This is a genomic window from Enterococcus sp. 5B3_DIV0040 (assembly GCF_002140755.1).
GTDB lineage: Bacteria > Bacillota > Bacilli > Lactobacillales > Enterococcaceae > Enterococcus_D > Enterococcus_D casseliflavus.
The window spans coordinates 1,663,573-1,683,691 of sequence record NZ_NGLC01000001.1; the positions used below are offsets into that span (position 1 = coordinate 1,663,573).

The 20,119-nt window shown below is 42.7% G+C and carries 14 protein-coding genes; 5 read left to right on the top strand and 9 right to left on the bottom strand.

What is annotated here, in order from left to right:
- Positions 1–237 precede the first annotated feature (237 nt).
- The gene (gene nifJ / locus A5883_RS07875; RefSeq protein ID WP_086338275.1) at positions 238–3,921 is read right to left on the bottom strand and encodes a pyruvate:ferredoxin (flavodoxin) oxidoreductase; all 3,684 of its coding nucleotides are present in this window, start codon (positions 3,919–3,921) and stop codon (positions 238–240) included.
- A gap of 226 nt (positions 3,922–4,147) precedes the next feature.
- Here nifJ and A5883_RS07880 point away from each other — a divergent pair, with 226 nt between their 5' ends.
- Positions 4,148–4,663, top strand: coding sequence for a DsbA family protein (locus A5883_RS07880; RefSeq protein ID WP_086338276.1), 516 nt, complete (start codon positions 4,148–4,150; stop codon positions 4,661–4,663).
- Positions 4,664–4,749: 86 nt separating this feature from the next.
- Here A5883_RS07880 and whiA read toward each other — a convergent pair whose 3' ends face one another.
- The 7 genes from whiA to uvrB form a co-directional block, all read right to left on the bottom strand.
- On the bottom strand, positions 4,750–5,685 hold the full coding sequence (gene whiA / locus A5883_RS07885) for a DNA-binding protein WhiA (protein ID WP_005225954.1): 936 nt from the start codon (positions 5,683–5,685) through the stop codon (positions 4,750–4,752).
- Positions 5,686–5,703: 18 nt separating this feature from the next.
- On the bottom strand, positions 5,704–6,705 hold the full coding sequence (locus tag A5883_RS07890; RefSeq protein WP_010748165.1) for a gluconeogenesis factor YvcK family protein: 1,002 nt from the start codon (positions 6,703–6,705) through the stop codon (positions 5,704–5,706).
- Positions 6,702–7,592 carry an RNase adapter RapZ gene (gene rapZ, locus A5883_RS07895; RefSeq protein ID WP_005225952.1) on the bottom strand — a complete coding sequence of 297 codons (891 nt, stop codon included), beginning with the start codon at positions 7,590–7,592 and terminating at the stop codon, positions 6,702–6,704. The genes A5883_RS07890 and rapZ overlap by 4 nt, the downstream gene beginning before the upstream one ends.
- Positions 7,593–7,705: 113 nt before the next feature.
- Complete coding sequence (locus A5883_RS07900) at positions 7,706–8,416, bottom strand: amino acid racemase (protein ID WP_005225951.1); 711 nt, start codon at positions 8,414–8,416, stop codon at positions 7,706–7,708.
- Positions 8,417–8,419: 3 nt separating this feature from the next.
- Positions 8,420–9,673: a carboxylate--amine ligase gene (locus A5883_RS07905; protein WP_086338277.1), complete on the bottom strand. Its 1,254-nt coding sequence runs from the start codon at positions 9,671–9,673 to the stop codon at positions 8,420–8,422.
- A 308-nt stretch (positions 9,674–9,981) separates the two neighbouring features.
- Positions 9,982–12,798 carry an excinuclease ABC subunit UvrA gene (gene uvrA, locus A5883_RS07910; RefSeq protein WP_086338278.1) on the bottom strand — a complete coding sequence of 939 codons (2,817 nt, stop codon included), beginning with the start codon at positions 12,796–12,798 and terminating at the stop codon, positions 9,982–9,984.
- A gap of 13 nt (positions 12,799–12,811) precedes the next feature.
- The gene (gene uvrB / locus A5883_RS07915; protein ID WP_010748162.1) at positions 12,812–14,803 is read right to left on the bottom strand and encodes an excinuclease ABC subunit UvrB; all 1,992 of its coding nucleotides are present in this window, start codon (positions 14,801–14,803) and stop codon (positions 12,812–12,814) included.
- 270 nt (positions 14,804–15,073) lie between these two features.
- On the opposite strand from uvrB, the gene A5883_RS07920 reads away from it, so the two are divergent.
- Both A5883_RS07920 and A5883_RS07925 read left to right on the top strand, forming a co-directional pair.
- Positions 15,074–17,227, top strand: coding sequence for an amino acid ABC transporter substrate-binding protein/permease (locus tag A5883_RS07920; RefSeq protein ID WP_086338279.1), 2,154 nt, complete (start codon positions 15,074–15,076; stop codon positions 17,225–17,227).
- Between the two features lies 1 nt (position 17,228).
- On the top strand, positions 17,229–17,966 hold the full coding sequence (locus tag A5883_RS07925) for an amino acid ABC transporter ATP-binding protein (protein ID WP_005225946.1): 738 nt from the start codon (positions 17,229–17,231) through the stop codon (positions 17,964–17,966).
- Positions 17,967–18,014: 48 nt separating this feature from the next.
- Here A5883_RS07925 and A5883_RS07930 read toward each other — a convergent pair whose 3' ends face one another.
- The gene (locus A5883_RS07930; protein WP_074934010.1) at positions 18,015–18,254 is read right to left on the bottom strand and encodes a hypothetical protein; all 240 of its coding nucleotides are present in this window, start codon (positions 18,252–18,254) and stop codon (positions 18,015–18,017) included.
- A 387-nt stretch (positions 18,255–18,641) separates the two neighbouring features.
- Here A5883_RS07930 and A5883_RS07935 point away from each other — a divergent pair, with 387 nt between their 5' ends.
- Entirely contained in the window at positions 18,642–19,181 is a 540-nt protein-coding gene (locus A5883_RS07935) for a hypothetical protein (RefSeq protein WP_086338280.1), read from the top strand.
- Between the two features lie 105 nt (positions 19,182–19,286).
- Positions 19,287–20,042, top strand: a complete 756-nt coding sequence (locus A5883_RS07940) for a Tat pathway signal sequence domain protein (protein WP_086338281.1) — start codon at positions 19,287–19,289, stop codon at positions 20,040–20,042.
- Positions 20,043–20,119 lie beyond the last annotated feature (77 nt).

Sequence of the window (20,119 nt, forward strand, 5' to 3'; positions counted from 1 at the left end):
ATAATAGTATAACATAGGACCTCTTCAAAGATTTGAAAAAAAACAAATTTATGAAAAAGTTTTGAAAAAATAAACAGCTCTTTTACTTAGTTTACCATTATCCTGAAATCATTGTTTGTCAAAGGTCTTAGAAGATTTCATCTAAACGAGCTTCTTGCACTCATTTCTTAGGAAAAACAACAAATGACCCTAAAAAACGGGTCAAACCGTTTTTCAGGGTCATTCCTCAGCGAGCGATTACTCTTGCTGACGGCGCTTTGCGCGCGTTGCACGCCGTGCTGCTCTTTCAGCGAGCTGCTCTTCGCTTAACGGCTGTTTTTCTCTTCGTACACGCTCCGTTTTTACTGCCGTTGATTGTTCTGCATAAGTACTTACCTTTTTTTCAAGCTTTTCTCGTATTTTTTCTTCTTGACCTGCTAAGCGGGCATAGTTGTAGAAACGAGTTTTCGCATCTGAAACGGTTTTTTCAAACAATGCTTGCGCCGCATTCGGATTGGCAGACTGCAAGGATGCAAATCGAACTTGTGTCTGCATAAAGGCAGGCATTTGATCAAATGCTGGCTTTTTGAAGTCGAGTGTCATTGGCTGTTTCCCTTTTTCTGTCAACAGCGGGTTATAGCGGTAGAGACTCCAATACCCCGATGCAACTGCTTCTTGTGCTTCTTTCAAGGATTGACGCATTCCGCCTGCAAGACCGTGGGTGATGCATGGCGTATAGGCAATGATGATTGACGGTCCTGGGAACCGCTCGGCTTCTTCAAAGGCTTTGATCGTTTGCATTTGATTTGCACCAGATGCGATTTGTGCGACATAGACATGTCCGTAGGTCATCGCCATCATTCCTAAATCTTTTTTGGAAACAAACTTGCCACTTGCAGCGAATTTAGCAATGGCCGAAGTCGGTGTCGCTTTAGAGACTTGCCCCCCTGTATTAGAATAGACTTCATTATCTAACACGAGAATATTGACGTCTGCACCAGAAGCGAGAACATGATCGATACCGCCAAACCCAATATCATATGCCCAGCCGTCACCGCCTATCATCCATTGGCTTGGCTTAACAAACAAATCTTTCTCCTGCAAGATTTTGTTCAGCTGAGGTGTTGTGGCAGCTTCAGCTTCTAAGGCGGCGATCAATTTTGCTGCTCGCTGTTGCGTCCCAGCACTTTCTTCTCGATGAAGGTCCCAATCATTAATCAAAGCCTGCAATTCTTCTGATACATTGGCTTTCAACGACTGCAGCTGGGCCGCTAATTTCTCCCGTCGGGTTTGGTTGGCTAAGAACATGCCATAGCCATATTCGGCATTGTCTTCAAACAACGAGTTTGACCAAGCTGGCCCTTGTCCTAAGTGATTGGTTGTATAAGGGGATACTGGTGAGGTTCCACCCCAAATCGAAGAGCAGCCGGTCGCATTGGCGATCATCATGCGATCACCAAACATTTGGGTCAATAGTTTCACATAGGGGGTTTCCCCACAGCCCGCACAAGCACCAGAGAACTCCAACAAAGGTTTATTGAATTGAGAGCCCCAAACAGTTCCTGGTTTTGCTGGATTTTCTTTTTGACGTAAAGTCATCGCAAAAGCCCAATTTAAAGCTTGTTCTTTTTGTTCTTCGTAAGGACGCATCGTCAAAGCTTTCCCTTTGGCGGGACATGCTTCCACACAAAGGCCGCAACCTGTACAATCTTCAACGGAAACTTGAATTCGATATTTTTGCCCATTCGCGCCTCGCATCTCTCTGACGATAAAGCCTTCAGGTGCTTCGGTTAATTCATCTTCATCTGCCAAAAACGGACGGATCGCCGCATGAGGACAGACAAAAGCACACTCATTGCACATGGTACAGCGATCTGATAGCCACTCGGGCACTTCAACAGCGATGCCCCGCTTCTCAACCGCTGTTGTCCCGACAGGGATCACCCCTTCAGTCATTTGATTTCGTACGAGGGTACCCACGCTTAGTTGGTTGCCTTCTTGACGGTTGATGGGTTCCACGATTTCTCGCACAAATTGTGTTGTAGCAGTGGATGTCCTCTTCGGTACTTCGATCGTTGCCCACTTGCTTGGAACAGGGATTTCTTGTAATAATTCGATGGTGCGATCGATGGCTGCTTGGTTCTTTTCAACGATCGCCATCGATTTGTGCCGATAACTTTTCAGCGCCTCTTCTTTTAAAATCGGCAAGATTTCCCCGGTCGGAATGATGTTTGCCAAGTAAAAGAAGGCTGTTTCCATCGCGGTATTGATCCGCCCACCTAAGCCGACTTCCATTGCCAACTGCATGGCATTGATGGTATAAAAGCGGATCTCGTTTTCAGCAAGATAACGTTTCATTTTCTTCGGTAGATTTTTTAAGATTTGCTCCTGTGACCAGGTCGTATTTAATAAAAAGGTTCCGCCTTTTTTGAGTCCTTTCAGCAAATCATACGTATGCAAATACGCAGGCGTATGACATGCAACGAAATCCGCGTGTTCGATCAGATAGGTAGAACGAATGGGGGTATCCCCAAATCGCAGATGGGAAACCGTTAGACCACCAGATTTTTTCGAATCATAATGGAAATAGCCTTGTACATATTTTTCGGTATGGTCACCGATGATTTTGATTGCTGACTTATTTGCCCCGACGGTCCCGTCAGAGCCGAATCCCCAGAATTTTGCTTGGAAGGTGGATGGATCAGTTAGATCTAGCGTGCCCTTTGATGGCAACGACAATTGCGTCACATCATCCGTGATCCCAATGGTGAAGCGTTTCTTTTGGCTCGCTTTTGGCTTGAGCAATTCGTCATAAACGGCAACGATTTGATCAGGCGTCACATCTTTTGACCCAAGACCATAGCGTCCACCAATGATCGTCGGCCGAATCGCTGCATCATACATGGCACTTTGCACATCCAAAAGCAAAGACTCGCCATTGGCACCAGGTTCTTTGCTGCGATCCAATACAGCGATACTTTTAACGGTAGCAGGCAGTTTTTCTAAGAAGACTTCTAGTGGGAATGGTCGATACAAATGGATCGACAAGACCCCCACCTTGCGGCCTGAAGCGCATAAATGATCCACCGTTTGCTGGATCGTTTGCGTCGAGGACCCCATCGAAACGATGACTTCTTCGGCGTCCGAAGCACCATAATAATCCACTAAATCATAGTTGGTTCCTCTTAAAGCATTGATTTTTTTCATGTAAAAACGAACGATCTCAGGCAATGTTTGATAATGCTGATTGATCGTTTCCCGCTGTTGAAAATGGATATCAGGATTTTGATTCGTTCCACTCGTCGTCGGGTGATTCGGGTTCATGGCTTTTTGTCGAAAGGTAGCCAATTTTTCATGATTGACCAACTGCGCCAATTCCTCATAATCTAAGACCTCTATTTTTTGAATCTCATGACTGGTTCGAAACCCATCAAAAAAGTTTAAAAATGGGATATTGGCTTCGATAGCTGCTAAATGAGCGACTGGCGCTAAATCCATTACTTCTTGGACACTGCTTTCCGCTAACATAGCAAAGCCTGTTTGTCGGGTAGCCATTACATCGGTATGATCTCCAAAAATATTCAAAGCATTGGTGGTCACTGCTCGGCTGGCGACATGAAAGACGCCTGGCAGCATTTCCCCAGCAATCTTGTACATATTTGGTACCATTAATAAAAGTCCCTGGGATGCCGTATAGGTCGTCGTTAAGGCGCCCGTCTTTAATGAGCCGTGAACCACACCGGCCGCCCCTGCTTCAGATTGCATTTCAACCACTTTCACCGGCTGCCCAAAAAGATTATGCTTTCCTTGAGCAGACCACTGATCCACTAATTCAGCCATGGTTGAACTAGGGGTTATCGGATAGATCGCCGCAAGTTCCGTAAAGGCATAGGAAATATAGGCTGCTGCCGTATTGCCATCCATTGTTTTTCTTTTTCTCATCTATATAACTTCCTTTAATCATCATTTTGCACAATAAAACACAATTCATTATAGCTGAAAATCAAGGAATATAAAAGCACAGTCAGGGGATTTTTTATAATTTCGTGAAACGAAATACATAGTATTCAGCTCATTCTCCCCCTCTTTTCACAGACTTAAATCAAAAGACCTGAGGCTTTTCTTTCAGCAGAAACTTCGGTAAACTAAAAGAAAAGGAGGAATCTTAATGGATATTTCAATCATTAAAGCACAAGAAACAAATGCGGTAACAGGGATACATATCGGAGATCCATCAGCTAAGCCGATCGTCGAATTTATGAATTTGCGCTGCCCTTACTGTCGGCAATGGTTTGAGGAATCATTACTGATCTTAGGTGAAGCTGTCGCAGCTGGGAAACTACGCCGTGTCATCAAACTATTCGACAAAGAAAAAGAATCATTGCAACGAGGCAATGTAATGCACCGCTTTGTTTCCAGTACAGATCCTCAGGCAACGATCGCTGAGATCACAAAAATTTATCAAACACAAGACGAATGGGGTCATTTATCTTTACCTGAAGTGGCAGAATATGCGAAAAATACCTTAGGGCTATCTGAACAAGACCATCCTTCGATCGCAGGAGAAATTGTGGAAGAAGCGAAAAACGCCAACATTCAATTTGTGCCAACGATTATCTTAGATGGGCACATTTTTGATGAATCGATCTCTGCTGAGGAATTAACTGCATTGATCAATGAATAACCACTAACAAAAAACAGGAGCCGATTTGACGCGAACTTCCACGTCAAATCGGCTCCTGTTTTTTGATTCATTTTTATTCCATTCGACTAGCTGACTTGTTCCCGAAGATGATCCGCAAATTCATTGATTTTGCGAATGCGATGATTGATTCCTGATTTCGAGATCGCTCCTGATGGAATCATTTCTCCTAGCTCTTTCAAGCTGACCTCGGGATGTTCCAAACGTAATTCGGCGATTTCTTGCAGCTTTTCAGGTAAAGCTTGCAAGCCAACTCGATCTTGAATAAATTCGATATTGTCGATCTGCTTCGAAGCAGCGTCGATCGTTTTGTTCATATTGGCGGTTTCGCAATTCACCAAACGGTTGACTGAGTTACGCATATCACGCACGATCCGCACGTCCTCGAATTTCAGCATGGAATTGGTGGCACCGATCAGTGTCAAAAAATCAGCGATTTTCTCAGCGCCTTTCAAGTAAGAGATATACCCATTTCTGCGTTCTAATGCACGGGCATTCAATCCATATGCGTTTAGCATATCGCAAATATCTTGGTTATGCTCCTCGTAGATGGAATAGATCTCTAAATGATAGCGGCTGGTTTCTGGATTGTTGATGGACCCAGATGCCATGAAAGCGCCTCGTAAATAGGAACGCATTTTTTGAGTATTGCCCATGATCTCATCAGAAACATGGCTTTGAAACATCAGCCCGTCCATGATATCTAAGTCCAAAAGCACGCGCTGTGTATCTTGCTTCAAACGAACGATGTAAACGTTGTTCTTTTTTAATTTCATTTTACGACGGACCAGCAATTCGCTGCGCACGTCGTAATGATCTTTTAGTAACGAATAGATGCGTCTGGCGATCGCCGCGTTTTCTGTTTGAACGTTTAAAACAAATTGTTGGTTGTTGATACTTAATGACCCATTCATCCGAATCAAAGCGGCCAATTCTGCCTTGGCATGTTCGCGATGAACTTCTAATGCGGTCAATTCTTTTTTTACTTCTGCTGCAAAGGACATAAAAAAATCCCTCCTTTCTTAGATTTTGGCCCCGTAAACGATACGTAGAAGTTCTTCAATCACTTTATCTCCGTCATGAAAAACTCCGCCATCTCTAAGCTCCAGAAAGTCAGCTGAAATGACACGGCTGGCTTCTTCTCGCAGTCCTTGGAAATCGTGTTTCACTTGTACAAGATATTCATCATAAATCTCTGGGTCCATATACCCTTCTGGAACTTTCTCGGTGTTGACTAACACCGTATCAATAAAGGGTTTGCCTAAATGCTTATGCAGGACCCGCACATGGTCGGCATCACTAAAGTGTTCAGTTTCACCTTTTTGGGTCATGATATTACAAATATAAACCGTTTCAGCTTGTGTTTCCAACATTGCTTGGCCGATCTCGCTAATCATGAGATTGGGCAAAATACTAGTAAAGAGACTACCAGGACCCAAGACAATCATATCTGCCTCCATAATTGAAGAAACAACTTTACGAGCTGCTTTCGGCTCATCATTATTTTCTTGATTACGAACAAAGACCCGATCGATCGTTTTGCGATCAACCGCGATCTTGGACTCTCCTACCGCTTCGGTGCCGTCTTTAAAAACAGCGTGCAACACCAATGGCAGATCTGACGAAGGATAAACTCGTCCATCGATATGCATGATTTTTGACAAAATTTGAATGGCTTCATAGGTACTGCTGCGCATTTCAGCAATCGCCGCAATAATCAAGTTCCCCAGGGCATGATTGGCTAAAAATTTGTCTTCGGCTTTAAAACGGTATTGAAAAATATCATTATACAGTTGCGGCATATCAGATAGAGCCGCCAAAACATTGCGCAGATCCCCCGGTGGCGAGATAGAGGAAACCAAATTGCGAATCTCGCCGCTGCTACCGCCATCATCAGCGACCGTGACGATCGCTGTGATGTCGACACCCTGATTCCGCAAGCTCTTCAGGATGACTGGTAACCCAGTTCCGCCACCTACCACAACGATCTTCGGCTTTCTGATCCGGTACGTTTTCATTTTCATGAACGATTCACCGTCTCTTTACGCTTATCTTTGTCGCGATGAGTAATATTGACGCGATAGTCTTCTGCCAAAACCGCACCGATGCGCTCAGATAATGCAACTGAACGGTGTTGGCCCCCAGTACAGCCGATAGCCACCGTCAAGCTGCTTTTGCCTTCCTTGACATAGCCTGGCATGATCGTTTGCAACAGTGTACTAAATTGCTGATAGAATTCTTCCGTTTCTGGAAAAGACATGACGTACTCATACACGGGTTCATCTTTGCCTGTTAAGGGACGCAACTCTGGAATGTAATGGGGATTCGGTAAGAAACGAACATCCATCACAATATCAGCATCGATCGGCAAGCCATACTTGAAGCCAAACGAAAGTATTTCAATACGAAACCCTGTCTCATGAGAAGCACGAAATTCTTGATTGATTTTTTCTCTCAATTGCCGTGGGGTCAGGGTCGTTGTGTCGATAACAATACTGGCACGCGTCTTCAAATCGTTTAAGATCGCTCGCTCTTTGCGAATGCCTTCCGTAACTAAGCCATCCATCGCTAATGGATGTGCTCTTCTCGTTTCTTTGTATCTTGACACCAATTCATTGTCCGATGCATCTAGAAAGAGCATCCGTGTGTCGATAAAATTCGTGTTTTCAATATCGATCAGCATACTTTGGATTTCTTCAAAAAACGATCTTGAACGCAGATCGACAACTAAGGCAATTTTTGTCACTTTTCCTGATTCTTTGATCAGTTCCCAAAATTTAGGGATCAAGCTTGGGGGCATATTATCGATACAAAAGTACCCCATATCTTCAAAACTCTGGATCGCGACCGTTTTGCCGGCTCCGCTCATCCCAGTAATAATGACCAATTCTAAATGATCCACTTCAGTCATAGGTAAAACTCCTTTCTGAAACAACTCTATTATATCATGCCGGGCGTATCATTGGAACACTGGCATAAAAAAAGACGTTAGCTCAAAAAATGCCGCTAACGTCGCTATCAGCTTTAGATTGCTTGGCGATTTGCCAATGCTTTTTCGATCGTCCGATCAACTAAAATCGATTGGGCATCGACGACTGGATACGGATTATCAGTCACAAATTCATCCATCAAGGACAACTCGGTACATCCAAGCACTACGCTTTCACAGCCGATACGTTCGGTGACTTCTTCCAGTATCTCAAAGTAAAGTTCTTGATCCAAATGATCATTTTCTTTGATTCGATCATAGATCAATGTATTGACCTTTTTTTGGATCGTCGGCTCTGGAAGATAGACGTCAAGTCCGAACTTCCGCAATTCTTTCTCATAGATGCCGGCTTTGACACTGCCTTCTGTCCCAAGAAAGGCCACTTTTCCAGTGACGCCTTTTTCAAAAACGACTTTCGCAGCCTCACGAGGCATATGCAAAATCTCGATCTCAGTGGCAGCTTGCAGCTCATCAAAAAAATAATGGGCGGTGTTACAAGTCAACACAATAAAATTTGGCTTTAACAAATTTTGTTTTTCGATGTCGTCCATTAAATATGGAACAGGGTTTTCTAACGTGTTGTCTAAAATATATGCCGTCCGATCTGGGACTGTCGCATGATTGAATAAAACATAGTTCAAGTAATCTTGGTCTTTATGGGTCTGTGTCCGTCGGTTTAAAATGCGGACAAAACTTTCCGTCGCTAACGTTCCCATGCCGCCTAAAATACTAAAAAAATTCTCCATCTTCTAGCCTTCTTTCGTATGGAAATACGTTTTGAATCGTTTGTTGTACAGATGGAACATTCTCTTTAATAGAATCCAACGCTTTAGAGATAAGTCTTCTTTGTAAAAGACAGTCGTTCCCCAGCGATTTTCTGCTAATAATTTTTTTGCTCGTTCTTTCGCAGGATTTTCTTTTGCATAAGTCAAGAAAATATTTTTTGGTACCCCTAGCCATAATTTCGCTTCAGGTGCGTCAGCTTTGCCATAAACCGTTTCTGTGTATTGTTTTTCGAAGACTAAATCCTCTGTGATGAACTTCGCCAGATTCAATCCGCTTAAGGTAATAAAGAAACTGCTTCTTCCTTGACGCAAGTTGATTTCAAATAATTTATATTGACCGTCTCGCGCATCATATTTCAAGTCAAAATTGGCAAATCCAACATATTCGATCTCTTTTAAAAACTTACGGATCATTTGATAGATTTGATCATTTTCATCTGGAATGATCACGACATAATTCCCAACAGCTCCAGGCGTTGGATCCTCTAATAAAGGATGACCTAAGCCCATCACGCGAACTTCGTGATTCTCATCAACATAGGCATTTAAGACCCGCATGTTGCTGTCATCGCCAGGAATAAAATCTTGGACGATCATTTCATATTGATAACCCGCTTGATAAATGCGAGAAACGATTTCTTCAAATTCTGTTCGATTGTCAATAATGAAGGCTTTTTTGCGCCCTTCAAAATCAACTGACAGCCACGCGACACTATTTGCTGGTTTCAAAGCCACAGGGAAATCAAAAGGCAGCTCTCCTTTGAACGTTCCTTCCGTCAACAGTTCAGGTGTTAAAATGAAGGTCTTAGGATAAGGCAAGCCATATTCCTCGCAAACTTCGTAAAAACTGACTTTATTGATCAACCGTTTTAATAAGGAATAGTCATTGGCAATAAAGGTATAATAAGGCTTCAATTCTTCTTTATGCTTCGCTAACAGTTCTGCATAGCCATCGCCGCAGGGAATCAATAAATATTTCATGGCAGGATCGTTGTAAGTATTTTTTCCTAACTTGATCAACGTCTCAGTGAATCCTGGATCATGGTCAAAACCTTCCACTTGATTGATTGTAACAATTTTACTAAAGCGGGTTGGCGCAAGTTCCGCACCAGCATAAGCAACTGATTGAATGCCATATGCTTCGTGGAATGCTCTGGCCATACCATAAACATTCATATCGCTTCCTAATAATATGGGAAGAAAATTTTCCTGACTCATCAAAAATCACTCTCTCTTTTGAATACGAAAAACGACCTCTCTCGTTTCGTTTAATTACAATAGAATTATAATACCACAAAGAAAAAAGCAATCAAAGTATCTATCTTTGATTGCTTTCTCCCACTTTGAACGGATAGAACTTATAGGCAGTTTATTCAATGCGAATATACGTATACCTATTGCTATTCTATCAAATAAAATTTTGATTTCAAGCCCTTATCATGAAATTTGCAGATATTTCACGCTTCCTTAAACTTTAGCGAAACCTATTGACAGACAAGTAAAAAAGTGAGTGCTCTTTTCCTTGCTTAAAGGACTTTTTTCAAATAATGACCGGTGTAGCTTTCAGAAACCGCAGCAATTTCTTCTGGTGTACCAGTTGCAATGATCGTTCCACCGCCTTCGCCACCTTCTGGACCTAGATCAATCACATGGTCCGCTGATTTGATGACATCCAAGTTGTGTTCGATCACTAAAACGGTATTGCCAGCGTCGACAAATCGTTCCAAAACTTTCAACAAACGGGCAATATCATCTGTATGCAGACCAGTCGTCGGTTCATCTAAGATATAAAAACTCTTGCCATTGGAATTTTTGTGCAGTTCACTGGCAAGCTTCATCCGTTGCGCTTCCCCACCAGACAAAGTAGTCGCTGGTTGTCCCATCGTGACATAACCTAGACCGACATCAACGATCGTTTGCAATTTTCGATGGATTTTAGGAATATGTTGGAAAAATTCCACTGCATCTTCCACGGTCATATCTAAGATTTCCGAAATATTTTTTCCTTTGTAATGAACTTCTAACGTTTCTGAGTTATAACGTTTGCCATGACAAACCTCACAAGGTACGTAGACATCAGGTAAGAAGTGCATCTCGATCTTGATGATTCCGTCCCCTTTACATGCTTCACAGCGTCCACCTTTCACATTAAAACTAAAGCGGCCTTTTTTGTAACCACGGACTTTCGCCTCATTGGTTTTAGCAAATAAATCGCGGATGTCATCAAAGACACTGGTATACGTTGCTGGATTGCTTCGAGGCGTCCGACCGATAGGGCTTTGATCGATATCGATTAATTTCTCAATAGCTTCATAACCAGTAATGGTTTTAAAGCGACCAGGCTTGTTCGAATTCCGATTGATTTTTTGCGCCAAGGCTTTTTTCAAAATTTCGTTGACTAATGTCGATTTACCAGAGCCAGAGACCCCAGTAACGGCGACGAACTTTCCTAATGGAAAATCGACCGAAATGTTTTTCAAGTTATTCTCAGAAGCACCGGTCACACGAATCTTTTCACCATTGCCTTTGCGGCGTTCCGTTGGTGTCGGGATTTGTCGTTTTCCTGATAAGTATTGACCTGTTAAGGAAGACGCATTGGCTGCGACTTCATCAGGAGTGCCTGCAGCGACGATCTCGCCACCTGCGTGTCCTGCACCTGGACCGACATCGATCAAGTAGTCCGCTGCCCGCATCGTGTCTTCGTCATGCTCAACGACGATCAGCGTATTCCCAAGATCACGCATTTTCCGCAATGAATCTAGTAAGCGATCGTTATCCCGTTGGTGAAGACCGATCGATGGCTCGTCAAGAATGTAGAGCACCCCAGACAAATTGGAGCCGATTTGTGTTGCCAAACGAATCCGTTGCGCTTCCCCACCAGAGAGTGTGCCTGATGCACGACTCAAGGTCAAATAGTCCAATCCGACATTTTTCAAGAAGCTTAAACGATCATCGACTTCTTTCACGATCGGACGTGCGATCATTTTCTCTTGTTCCGATAGTTTCAATTCTTCGACAAAGTTCAACGCATTGTTGATTGCCATCTCGCTCATTTCACCAATATGTTTTCCGTTGACTTGCACGCACAGCGCTTGAGGGTTCAAACGATAGCCATGACAAGTTTTACAAGTCAATTCCGTCATATACAAACGCATTTGATCACGGGTGAAATCAGAGTTGGTTTCATGATAACGGCGTTTAATATTTGGTAAGATTCCTTCAAAAGCTACCTCAACATCACGCACGCCACCGAAATCATTCTCATAATGGAAATGGAAAATTTCGCCATTCGAACCATTCAAAATAATGTCTTTGTGTTCTTCTGGCAGCTCTTCAAAGGGTGTGTCCATATCGATATTGAACTCTTGACAGGCTTGTTCCAGCATTTGCGGATAGTACTGTGAACTGATTGGGTTCCAAGGTAATAGTGCGCCTTCACGCAACGTTTTGCTTTGATCGGGAATCACTAGGTCGACATCGACTTCTAGCTTCACACCAAGACCATCACAGTCTGGACAAGCACCAAAAGGCGCATTGAATGAAAAGAGCCGTGGCTCTAATTCACCAACTGTAAAGCCACAATACGGGCAAGAATAATGTTCACTGAAAAGCATCTCTTCTTGACCAATCACATCGACTACCGCATAGCCATCAGCTAAACGTAATGCCGCTTCAAAGGAATCAAACAGACGAGAACGGATGCCTTCCTTTACAACGATTCGGTCAATGATGATGGCAATATCATGCTTTTTATTTTTTTCTAATTCAGGCGCTTCGGAGACATCATAGACTTCGCCATCCACCCGCATCCGAACATAACCTTCTCTTTGGATACGTTCGAAGACTTTTTTGTGCTGCCCTTTCTTTTGATAAACGATAGGTGCCAACAATTGGATCTTGGTGCGTTCTGGTAATGCCAAAACTTCATCCACCATCTGCTCAACCGACTGACTAGTAATCTCAATATGATCATTGGGACAGATTGGGTGACCGATTCTGGCGTAAAGAAGCCGCAGATAATCATTGATTTCAGTAACCGTCCCCACTGTTGATCGCGGGTTCTTGCTGGTGGTTTTTTGATCGATAGAAATCGCTGGACTAAGTCCATCAATGCTATCTACGTCGGGTTTATCCATTTGCCCTAAAAACTGACGGGCATACGCCGATAGACTTTCGACATATCGGCGCTGTCCTTCGGCATACAACGTATCAAATGCTAAGGAGCTTTTCCCTGAACCCGAAAGACCAGTTACAACAACGAGCTGGTCTCTGGGAATCGTCACATCGATATTTTTTAAATTATGGGCCCGTGCCCCATGGATCACGATTTTATCATTTGCCATATTGTTTCTCCTTCTAATCAGCAGCTTTTAGCTCAAGAATAGTATCTCTCAAGGTAGCAGCCGTTTCAAAATCCAGTGCTTTCGCAGCATCTTTCATTTCTTTTTCTAATTTCAACAACAAGGTTGCTTTTTCTTCACGACTCAGCTCTTCATAAGAAGTCGTGGTGTATTCGCCAGTTTCTTCCGCCACTTTCGTGATTGCGATCAGATCGCGAATCTCTTTGATGATGGTTTTCGGTACGATTCCATGTTCTTCGTTATAGGCTTCTTGAATACTTCGGCGTCGCGCTGTTTCGTCGATCGCTCGCTGCATCGAATCGGTCATTTTATCGGCGTACATGATTACTTTTCCTTCTGAGTTACGAGCTGCTCGTCCGATGGTTTGGACTAATGAACGCTCGCTGCGCAAGAAGCCTTCCTTATCGGCATCAAGGATCGCAACCAGGGAAACTTCTGGGACGTCTAACCCTTCTCGCAGTAAGTTGATTCCGACCAGTACATCAAATTCACCGAGACGCAGGTCGCGAATGATCTCTGTTCGTTCCAATGTTTTGATGTCACTGTGCAAGTATTTGACTTTGATCCCTAATTCTTTAAAGTAATCCGTCAAATCTTCAGACATTTTTTTCGTCAAGGTCGTGACAAAGACCCGTTCATTTCGCTCGACTCGCTCATTGATTTCTCCTACTAGGTCGTCAATTTGACCCATGATCGGTCGTACTTCGATCACCGGATCTAACAGACCAGTCGGACGAATGATTTGTTGAATGACGGTATCGGTTTGATCGTATTCATATGGTCCAGGTGTTGCTGAAACATAGACGATTTGATTGACATGCTTCTCAAATTCTTCCAAGCGTAACGGACGGTTATCCAGTGCAGAAGGCAAACGGAAGCCATAATCCACTAACATTTGTTTTCTAGCACGGTCACCATTATACATCCCACGAACTTGCGGCATGGTCACGTGGGATTCATCAATAACGATCAGAAAGTCATCAGGAAAGAAATCTAATAACGTATAAGGCGGTTCGCCTTCTTTTCGTCCATCCATGTGGCGAGAGTAGTTTTCGATTCCTGAGGTATACCCCATTTCTCGCATCATTTCAATATCATAGTTGGTTCGCTGCTCTAAACGCTGTGCTTCCAGCAGCTTATTTTCTGCTCGCAAAACTTTCAGTCGTTCATCGAGTTCACTTTGTATCGAAGCGATCGCATGTTCCATATGGTCTTCATTGGTCACAAAGTGAGTTGCCGGAAAGATCGACACATGTTCGGTGTCACTCATGATCTCGCCCGTCAAGGCATCGACTTCACGAATCCGATCGATTTCATCGCCAAAAAACTCAATGCGTAACGCTCGCTCATCACGAGAAGCTGGGAAAATCTCCACAACATCGCCACGTACGCGAAAACGCCCCCGTTGAAAATCGATGTCGTTTCGTTCAAATTGGATCTCGATCAATTCTTTTAATAGTTGATCGCGAGACTTTTCCATCCCTACTCGTAAAGAAACAACCTGTCTGGCATACTCGATCGGCGAACCTAAACCGAAAATACAAGAGACAGAAGCTACAACGATCACATCGTTTCTCTCTAATAAAGAACTTGTGGCCGAGTGACGCAGCTTATCGATTTCATCGTTGACACTGGAGTCTTTTTCGATGTATGTATCACTGGAAGGAACATACGCTTCTGGTTGATAGTAATCATAGTAACTGACAAAGTACTCGACCGCATTATTTGGGAAAAAGTCCTTGAACTCGCCATATAATTGTCCAGCCAGTGTTTTATTATGGGCAATGATCAATGTCGGTTTATTGACTTCCTTAATTAGATTAGAAATCGTATAAGTCTTACCGGTCCCAGTGGCTCCCAACAAAATCTGTGCTTTTTTTCCACCGACCACCCCGTCAACCAATTGATGGATCGCTTCTGGTTGATCCCCAGCTGGTTGATATTTTGATACTAAGTCAAATTCATGGGAAGTTGTTCTTTCGATCATCTTCATTCCCCCTCGATTATTCTAAACGACAACAAAAAAAGAAAAACTCGCTGCCGCTTTTCCATAAATAAGTATATCATAGCGAACATACTTTCGCCATCATTTGCTATGAAAGTTTCATGCGATTAAGCATAACTTAACATGTTTGATTTTCTAACATCTGATGTGAGGTTTAAGCAATTTTGTCATATTTTTAAAGAGAAAGACTTGTGTGTTGAAGAAAAAATCCATATAATCTATAAATACGTTATATCTAAAGGGGGAATTTTCTTGAAAAGAAAACACATGTCCTTCGCTTTAATCGCGCTGATTATCAGCATTTTTACGCTATCAGTAAAGTCAGCAAGTGCGGAGGAAACTACGTATAAGATAGGAACAGATTTAACATTTGCTCCTTTCGAATTCCAAAATGAAAATAATGAATACGTTGGGATCGATATAGATTTATTAAACGCGATCGCTGAAGATCAAGGTTTTGCAGTTGATTTACGTCCTTTAGGTTTTGACGCCTCCATTCAAGGCGTGCAATCAAATCAGTTAGATGGCATGATTGCTGGGATGAGCATCACTGATGAACGTAAAGAAACGTTTGATTTCTCAGATCCTTATTTTGATAGTGGGATTCAAATGGCGGTAGCTGCTGACAATGACAGCATTACTAGCTACGAAGATCTTGAGGGCGAAACGGTCGGTGCAAAGGTTGGTACCGAAAGTGCCCGCTTTTTAGAAGAAAATAAAGATCAGTATGGCTACGACATCAAACTTTATGATGACGCTACTGGGTTGTATGGCGCTGTACGCAATGTTACTGTGGCAGCCGCTTTTGATGATTATCCAGTGCTTGGCTATGCCATCAACAACGGCGAACCGATGAAACTTGTCGGCGAACCTGAAAAAGGTGCTTCTTACGGATTCGCTGTCAGAAAAGGCCAAAATCAAGAACTACTTGAAAAATTCAATGCTGGTTTAGCCAACATGAAAGCTTCTGGCAAATACGACGAAATCGTCAATACTTACATCACAACGTCTGATTCAGATGCAGACACCAGTGAAATGGTGAAAGTCGAACCAAAGAAAGATGTTTACCGAATTGCCAGTGACTCCGCCTTCGCTCCCTTTGAATTCCAAAATGAAGACAATGAGTATGTAGGGATCGATGTTGATTTAATGAACCGGGCCGCAGAATTGCAAGGGTTCAACATTGAATTCAATTTCATCGGTTTTTCAGGAGCTTTGCAAGCCTTGGATGGTAACCAAGCAGATGGGATGATCGCTGGGATGACGATCACTGATGAGCGTCGTCAATCCTATGACTTCTCTGACTCTTACTTTGAAAGCGGCATTCAGATCGCTGTAAAAGAAGGCAATGATTCCATTAATTCCTATGAAGATTTAGATGGAAAAACCGTTGGTGCGAAAGTGGGAACAGAAAGTGCAGACTTCTTGATCGCCAACGAAGAAAAATATGGCTATTCGATCAAATATTATGATGCGGCCGATCAATTATATGCGGCTGTTAACGGCGGACAAATCGATGCCATGATGGATGATTATCCAGTGATCGGTTATGCCATCAGCCAAGGTCAAAAACTAGTGACACCGATTGAAAAAGAATCTGGTGGTCAGTACGGTTTTGCGGTGAAAAAAGGCCAAAATCCTGAACTGATCCAAATGTTCAATGAAGCATTGAAAGAAATGAAACGGACTGGCGAGTACGATCAAATCATCAATAAATACATTGAAGATGGCTCTGCCACAGAAAAACGAGTGGATGAATCAACGATCACTGGTTTGATCAGCAACAACTATAACGTCTTATTAAAAGGTTTATGGAATACCCTTTTACTAGCATTGATTTCTTTTGCCTTAGCATTAGTGATCGGCATCATTTTTGGACTATTTAGTGTTGCTCCAATCAAAGCATTGCGGGTTTTTGCAGGGATCTATGTTGATATCATTCGTGGTATTCCTATGATGGTATTGGCTTTCTTCATCTTCTTCGGCCTTTCCGATGCCATTGGTATCACGATTCCCGACTTTGCAGCCGGGGTCATTACATTGACTTTAAATGCCAGTGCCTATATCGCTGAGATCGTCCGTGGCGGGATCAATGCGGTGCCAAAAGGTCAGATGGAAGCCTCTCGTAGTTTGGGGATGACCTACACTCGGACAATGCAGAAAATTATTTTACCGCAAGCGATCAAAATCATGATTCCATCTTTCGTTAACCAATTCGTTATCTCGTTGAAAGATACAACGATCATCTCGGTTATCGGAGTCGTAGAATTATTGCAAACTGGGAAAATCATCGTTGCTCGGACTACGCAAAGTACCTATGTTTACTTGATCATCGCGATTATTTACTTAGTCGTGATCACAGCTTTAACGAAACTTGCAAAAGTTTTAGAAAAGAAGGTGAAATAGCATGAAAGAAAAAATCTTAGTTGAAAACCTTGTAAAAAAATACGGCGACAATACCGTATTGAACAATATCAATGTTTCAATCGCTGAAGGAGAAGTCGTTTGTGTGATCGGTCCTTCAGGATCCGGGAAATCGACGTTCTTACGCTGTTTGAACCGCTTAGAAGAACCAACCAGCGGTGATATTATCGTTGACGGCGCACATCTGATGGATAAAAACACCAATATCAATGCTGTTCGTCAACATATCGGCATGGTGTTTCAGCATTTCAATCTCTTCCCTCACTTGTCGGTTTTAGAAAATATCATTTTAGCACCGATGGATCTAAAAAATGCTTCTCGGCAAGAAGCGGAAAAGAACGCAATTCGTTTATTAGAAACGGTCGGTTTGGCAGATAAAAAAGACATGTACCCTGACAATCTGTCTGGAGGACAAAAACAACGGGTGGCGATCGCTAGAGCTTTAGCAATGAATCCCGATGTGATGTTGTTCGATGAACCAACCTCCGCACTCGATCCAGAAATGGTTGGCGATGTACTCAATGTTATGAAGGATTTGGCAAAACAAGGAATGACCATGGTGATCGTAACTCACGAGATGGGTTTTGCCAAAGAAGTAGCAAACCGTGTGATGTTTATTGACGGCGGGAACTTCTTGGAAGACGGTACCCCTGAGCAAATCTTTACCAATCCTAAGCATGAGCGTACCAAAGACTTCTTAGACAAAGTATTGAATATTTAAAAAAGCCTCTGCAACAGTCCGACGAAGGAACTGTTGCAGAGGTTTTCTTTATTGCTTGTTCCGTTTCGTTTCATCTGCGATCCGCTTTTGATTTTCCCCCAAAAACACTTTTGTATCGATGGGGTTTGCTTTGTTCGCCCCACCGATGCCAGTATCAACCATTTTCCCCCAGCCCTTCAACGGCTCTTTCCCCGCTGCACGAAGCTTGGCATTTTTTAACCGTAATGCCTGTTTTTTTGCTTCTTTTTTCGCTTGATGTTTTGCTTGCCAATCCCTTAAGATCTTCATTCCCTCTTCCTCTCTTTCCTATTAAAACAATGCCACATTCAAATGCTCGAAAACATTCCCAACGATCTGTTTGCGTCAAATGCCCTTTGCCACTGAAGCCGTATTTTTTTATCTTGTAGTTGACTATAGTATATCACGTGAATTTCATAATCATCAGGAATTGAGACTAAATTTTATTAAAACTATGAAATGCAATTTGAAATCGAGTAGTCAGATCAGGAGTGGCATGTTACACTTATTAAAGAACACTCCCTCCATAACTGCATAAGCTGTATAAATACATTGATTCTTTTGTTTAAACATCGGTTAGAACCCTTCTTATAAAAAACCAACCTTAAAATAACAATAAAAGAAAATGCAGAAAATTACTTTGGAGGCATACATCGTATGAAAACCATCTATTTCTTTCCCTTACTGATTTTCCTTTCCTTATCACTCACAGGCTGTACCCTGATTGACGAACTCCTGGATGAAACGCGACAAAGCAGTTCTTCATTAGAAACAGCGGTGACTTCTCAATCATTGTCAATGGATTCGGAAGTTAGCAGCTCTTCCTCTACTGAAAAGCAAACAACGTCTACTACAATTGACATAAGCAGCTCTTCTGACAGCCTTGATCAACAGTCAGTAAGTACCGAAGAATCCACCTCTCACTTCTCCTATTGCGAGCAATTGCAGATTGGATTGCCACGACGTTGGAATAGAACCGTCACCAAAGATTTGCTCCACCAATTGCAAGAAGGAATGTCCTGCGATCAAGTATTAGAGATCATGGGTGGACTGCCTTCTTGGCGACTAGCGATTCTAGGCGTGGAATCCAATGCCTGGATCAATCAAGAGGGCGAAGCGATCATCGTTACCCTTTCCAATCGAACCGTTACTGGCGTTACCTGGCATGATCAGTTTTCTGAATCAGAAATTGAGTAATCCATTAAGCGACCTCTCGTAACTAAGATTGGCAAAATGCGTCATGAAATTCAAACACCTCTATTATCATGAGTCGTCTAAAAAACTTAGGAGTTGAAGGATAAAATGAAACTGAATCGTCCTATGAAAAAAATCCGGGAGCATCGCAGAAGAAGTCTTTTTCTTTGTTTGGGCATTAGTTGTTTTTTACTCGGAGCTGTCCTCTTCTACAGCGAAAATCAGCCAGCAGCAGCCTACGAGCAGTTTTTAGAGATCGATTACTTAACTGCTTTACTGGAAGAAAGACCTTCCCCTGAATCTATCAGCGATCTTGGCCTCGCTCTCATCAAACGTAGTGATCGGGTAAATCAAGAGCGCAGTGCCATTAACCGAAAGCGGCGCCGCGAAAATGTGATCGTCACGGAAGAGACTAGAAAAGTTTTTTCTCCCGATCAAGGAGCAATGGTTGATGAAGTAAGAAAAGTAACCACTCGTTTGCCTGCTTCAGCCATTGATTTGTTATCAACGATGGCTGACAGCAGCGCTCTCGAGACAAAAAGAGTTCCTTTAGGTTCAAGGGACAAACTGTCCAAAATCAGCTTTGATTTTGACTCGGATAACGCGGGAAATGAACATTTATCTAGAATCACATTGGTTGATGTCCCAGAATTTTTCGGTATTGATTTCTCACAATTCGGGAAAGAGGATGATATTGAGGAGATCAAAGAGACATTGATCGAACAGTATGGTTTAGATGCTCACATCAGAGACGTTAGCGCCATTCGGAGACTTTTCTTTGTTCATAAAGGATTTGAGTTTTACATTAGTCATACCTATAATCCAAACGGAGTCGGCATCACCGTCCAAGCAGTAGAACCATAAACAAAAAAATAGTGAATCCCCGTCACTTTGCGGGTTTAACAAAAAAGGCGTCTGCGAATCCAAACGCAGGCACCTTT

Coding starts and splice junctions, on each gene's coding strand:
- A5883_RS07925 (WP_005225946.1), top strand. CDS start 17,229: ATGAAAGAAAAAATCTTAGTTGAAAACCTTGTAAAAAAATACGGCGAC.
- rapZ (WP_005225952.1), bottom strand. CDS start 7,592: ATGACTGAAGTGGATCATTTAGAATTGGTCATTATTACTGGGATGAGC.
- nifJ (WP_086338275.1), bottom strand. CDS start 3,921: ATGAGAAAAAGAAAAACAATGGATGGCAATACGGCAGCAGCCTATATT.
- A5883_RS07905 (WP_086338277.1), bottom strand. CDS start 9,673: ATGAGTCAGGAAAATTTTCTTCCCATATTATTAGGAAGCGATATGAAT.
- A5883_RS07880 (WP_086338276.1), top strand. CDS start 4,148: ATGGATATTTCAATCATTAAAGCACAAGAAACAAATGCGGTAACAGGG.
- whiA (WP_005225954.1), bottom strand. CDS start 5,685: ATGTCCTTTGCAGCAGAAGTAAAAAAAGAATTGACCGCATTAGAAGTT.
- A5883_RS07930 (WP_074934010.1), bottom strand. CDS start 18,254: ATGAAGATCTTAAGGGATTGGCAAGCAAAACATCAAGCGAAAAAAGAA.
- uvrB (WP_010748162.1), bottom strand. CDS start 14,803: ATGATCGAAAGAACAACTTCCCATGAATTTGACTTAGTATCAAAATAT.
- A5883_RS07940 (WP_086338281.1), top strand. CDS start 19,287: ATGAAACTGAATCGTCCTATGAAAAAAATCCGGGAGCATCGCAGAAGA.
- A5883_RS07900 (WP_005225951.1), bottom strand. CDS start 8,416: ATGGAGAATTTTTTTAGTATTTTAGGCGGCATGGGAACGTTAGCGACG.
- A5883_RS07890 (WP_010748165.1), bottom strand. CDS start 6,705: ATGAAAATGAAAACGTACCGGATCAGAAAGCCGAAGATCGTTGTGGTA.
- uvrA (WP_086338278.1), bottom strand. CDS start 12,798: ATGGCAAATGATAAAATCGTGATCCATGGGGCACGGGCCCATAATTTA.
- A5883_RS07935 (WP_086338280.1), top strand. CDS start 18,642: ATGAAAACCATCTATTTCTTTCCCTTACTGATTTTCCTTTCCTTATCA.